The sequence below is a fragment of the Pseudonocardia sp. SID8383 genome, from assembly GCF_009864975.1.
In the GTDB taxonomy this organism is placed as follows: Bacteria; Actinomycetota; Actinomycetes; order Mycobacteriales; family Pseudonocardiaceae; genus Pseudonocardia; species Pseudonocardia alni.
The window spans coordinates 1-3,380 of record NZ_WWFY01000527.1; the positions used below are offsets into that span (position 1 = coordinate 1).

Annotated in this window: 4 protein-coding genes; 3 read left to right on the forward strand and 1 reads right to left on the reverse strand. The window is 77.0% G+C overall.

Going from position 1 to position 3,380, the window contains the following annotated elements:
* Positions 1-217 (forward strand): hypothetical protein (locus GTW08_RS13080; RefSeq protein WP_161151980.1); only part of this gene is annotated, 217 nt, incomplete at its 5' end.
* Positions 218-224: 7 nt separating this feature from the next.
* Here GTW08_RS13080 and GTW08_RS13085 read toward each other — a convergent pair.
* Positions 225-1,469, reverse strand: coding sequence for an MFS transporter (locus GTW08_RS13085; RefSeq protein WP_073574040.1), 1,245 nt, complete (start codon positions 1,467-1,469; stop codon positions 225-227).
* 67 nt (positions 1,470-1,536) lie between these two features.
* Between GTW08_RS13085 and GTW08_RS13090 the strand changes: the two genes are divergently transcribed.
* Together GTW08_RS13090 and GTW08_RS13095 are read left to right on the forward strand one after the other, a co-directional pair.
* Positions 1,537-2,436 (forward strand): LysR family transcriptional regulator, encoded by a 900-nt coding sequence (locus tag GTW08_RS13090; RefSeq protein ID WP_073574041.1) that lies wholly within the window; start codon positions 1,537-1,539, stop codon positions 2,434-2,436.
* An 81-nt stretch (positions 2,437-2,517) separates the two neighbouring features.
* On the forward strand, positions 2,518-3,285 hold the full coding sequence (locus GTW08_RS13095) for a helical backbone metal receptor (RefSeq protein ID WP_073574042.1): 768 nt from the start codon (positions 2,518-2,520) through the stop codon (positions 3,283-3,285).
* Positions 3,286-3,380 lie beyond the last annotated feature (95 nt).

Sequence of the window (3,380 nt, forward strand, 5' to 3'; positions counted from 1 at the left end):
CGGCACCCGGGAGCGACCCGCCGGTGACGACACCGTCCCGGCCGCGCCGGGGGTACCCGGGGACGGGGCGGGGACGCACGCGCTGGACAGCACGCTGGCCGAGGTCGACCACGACGACGGTGCCGCCGCGGACCGCCGTCGCAGGGCCGGAGCGCTGCTGCTGGTGCTGGCCGCGCTGCTGCTGCTCGGCGCGGTCGTGGCCCTCCTGCTGCTCTGAACCGGGCTCAGGCCGGGGCCGGGGTGCGCCGCAGGACCAGGGCGAGCCCCAGCGCCCCGGCCAGCAGGGCGCTGACGTAGCCGACGACGCCCGCCCAGCCGGCGTGGTCGTAGGCGACCCCGCCGACGGCGCCGCCGATGCTGGACCCGGCGTAGTAGCCGACCAGGTAGAGCGACGACGCCTGGGCCGGCACCGCACCGGGCAGCATCGCCGAGCGCCGCCCCACCCAGGAGCTGGCGACCGAGTGGGCGCCGAAGAAGCCGACGGTCACCAGCAGCAGCCCGGCCAGGGTGGTGAGGAGCAGGTCGGGCAGGGTCACCCAGATCCCGCCGAGCGCGACCAGCGTCGCCACCCACAGCACCGGGCGGCGCCCGAACCGGTCCCCCAGCCTGCCCGCGCCGGTGGAGGCCCAGCTGCCGGCGAGGTAGCCGAGGAACACCAGCCCCACCAGGGTGCCGGGCAGCGAGAACGGCGGGGCCAGCAGCCGGAACCCGAGGTAGTTGTAGACGGTCACGAACGCGCCCATCAGCAGGAACGCCATCCCGAACAGACAGAGCAGGCCCCGGTCGGTGAGGTGCCGGCGCAGCGGTCCGCCGAGGTCGCGCAGCCGCGTGCGGGCCGGGGCGGGCGCCGTCGCGGGCGGCAGGAGCAGCCGGAATGCGACGGTCGCGAGCACCGAGACCGCACCGACGGCGGCGAGTCCGGCCCGCCAGCCGCCGAGCTCGGCGACCCAGGACGCGACGAGCCGCCCGGACAACCCGCCGAGGGTGTTGCCGGCGATGAGCAGACCGACCGCGCCGCCGAGGTGCCGCGGCGCGACCTCGTGGGTGAGGTGGGCCATCGACAGGGCGGGCAGCGCCGCGAGGGCGATGCCCTGCAGCCCGCGGACGACGACGAGGGTCTCGAAGGTGGGCGCCAGCGGGGCGAGCAGTGCGAGGACCGCCGACGCCGCGAGCGCCCAGGTCATGACCCGCGCGCGGCCCCAGGACTCGGTGAGCGCGGACAGCGGCAGTACGGCGAGGGCGAGGGTGCCGGTCGTCGCCGACAGGACCAGGCTGGCCGTCGACGAGGGCACGCCGAACTCCGCCGAGAGCGTCGGCAGCAGCCCCTGCACGCTGTAGACCAGCACGAACGTCGCCAGACCCGAGAGCCACAGGGCGATGCCGAGCCGCCGGTAGCCGGGGGTGCCGCGCTCGTGGGGCGGGGCGGACCGGGTGGCGGTCGGAGCCGGGGGGCGCTCGGTCGTTGTCATCGCACACGACCGTAGGCGTCGGCGTCGGATGCGTCCAATGCATGCGTCGTCGACGTAGCATGCATCGATGCATGAGTCGTTGGCACCGGCGCTGCACCGCTTCGTCGCGGTCGCGCGCGACGGTCACCTCACCCGCGCCGCGGAGCGGATCGGGGTCCCGCAGCCCACGCTGTCGCGGGCGATCGCCCGGCTGGAGAGCGAACTGGGCGTCGCGCTGTTCCGGCGGTCCGGGCGCCGGCTGGCGCTGACCGCGGCCGGGCGGACGCTGCTGCCGCGGGCCGAGGCCGCGCTGGCCGAGCTCGGTGCGGGCGTCGCCGAGCTGGCGGGCGACGCCGACCCGGTCACCGGCCGGGTCGCGCTCGGCTTCCTCGGGACGATGGGCACCTTCGCGGTGCCGGGGATCCTGCGGGAGTTCCGGGAGCACCACCCGCGGGTGCGGATCGAGCTGGTGCAGGTGCCGCACCTGGCACTGCTGGAACGGGTCCGTGACGGCCGGGTCGACCTGGCCCTCACCTCCCCCGTGCCCGACGAGCCGGGCCTGGTCGCGACCCCGCTGGCCGAGGAGGAGCTGCGCCTCGCGGTGCCGTCCGGGCACCGGCTGGCGGGCGCTGGTGCCGCGGACCTCGCCGAGGTCGCCGACGACCCGTTCCTGCTGTTCGCCCGCGGCTACGGGCTGCAGGGGGTGGTGGAGTCGTGGTGCGCGCAGGCCGGGTTCCGCCCGCGCCGGGCGTTCGAGGGCGGGGAGACGGCGACGCTGCGCGGTCTGGTCGGGGCCGGGCTGGGCGTCGCGCTGCTCCCCGCCGGGCCGGACGTGCCGGGGGTGGTGCAGGTGCCGGTGCGCAGCCCGCACACCGTGCGGACGCTGGGGATGGTGCACGCGGCCGACCCGCGGCCGACGGCGCCGGTGCGGGACCTGCGGGCGTTCGTCGTCCGGCACGGGCCACGGTGGCTGGCCGACCACGGGTGAACCGGGGTCGGCGGGCCCGGCGGACGGCCGCGGTGCTGGACAGGGACGCGTCCGGCCCGGCCCCGGGATACCGTCGGCCCCATGACTGCGCGGACTGCGGCACCGGTCGACGACGAGGGCCGCGAGGTCGGAGTCCCGGGCAGCGTGCGGCGGGTCGTGTCGATCGTGCCGTCGCTGACCGAGGCACTGGAGGCGACCGCGCCCGGCATCGTCGTCGGCGCGACCGACTGGTGCACCCACCCCGGCGACCTCCGCGCGGAACGGATCCGGGGAACGAAGAACCCCGACGTCGAGCGGCTCGTCGCGCTGGCCCCGGACCTGGTCGTCGCCAACCAGGAGGAGAACCGCCTCCCCGATCTGGACGCGCTGCGCGCCGCGGGGCTGCCGGTCTACGTCACCGACATCCGCGACGTCGACGGCGGCCTCGCCTCGCTGGGCCGACTGCTCGACGCCTGTGGGCTCGGCGAACCCGGCTGGCTGCGCGAGGCCCGCGAGCTGTGGGCCGACGTCGAGCCCGCGTCGCCGCGGCGGCGCGCCGTGGTGCCGATCTGGCGGCGGCCGTGGATGGCCGTCGGCTCGGACACCTTCACCGGCGCGGTGCTGGAACGGATCGGGATCGACAACGCACTCGCCGGCTCCCCCGAGCGCTACCCGCGGATCGACCCCGCGGCGCTGCCGGAGCACGACCTCGTCGTGCTGCCCGACGAGCCGTACCTGTTCACCGCCGACGACGGGCCCGAGGCGTTCGACGCGCCGTCGGCGCTGGTCAGCGGGCGGCTGCTGACCTGGTACGGGCCGAGCCTGGTGGAGGCGGCGCGGGAGCTGCCCGCCGCGCTCGGGACCCGCTGAGCGCCCCCGGGCGTCGTCACCGCGGCGGGACGAGCGCCGCGACGAGGGCACGCAGGTCGGCCGCCATGTCGAACCCGCCGGGGTCGGCGGGGTCG

Coding starts and splice junctions, on each gene's coding strand:
- GTW08_RS13095 (WP_073574042.1), top strand. CDS start 2,518: ATGACTGCGCGGACTGCGGCACCGGTCGACGACGAGGGCCGCGAGGTC.
- GTW08_RS13085 (WP_073574040.1), bottom strand. CDS start 1,469: ATGACAACGACCGAGCGCCCCCCGGCTCCGACCGCCACCCGGTCCGCC.
- GTW08_RS13090 (WP_073574041.1), top strand. CDS start 1,537: ATGCATGAGTCGTTGGCACCGGCGCTGCACCGCTTCGTCGCGGTCGCG.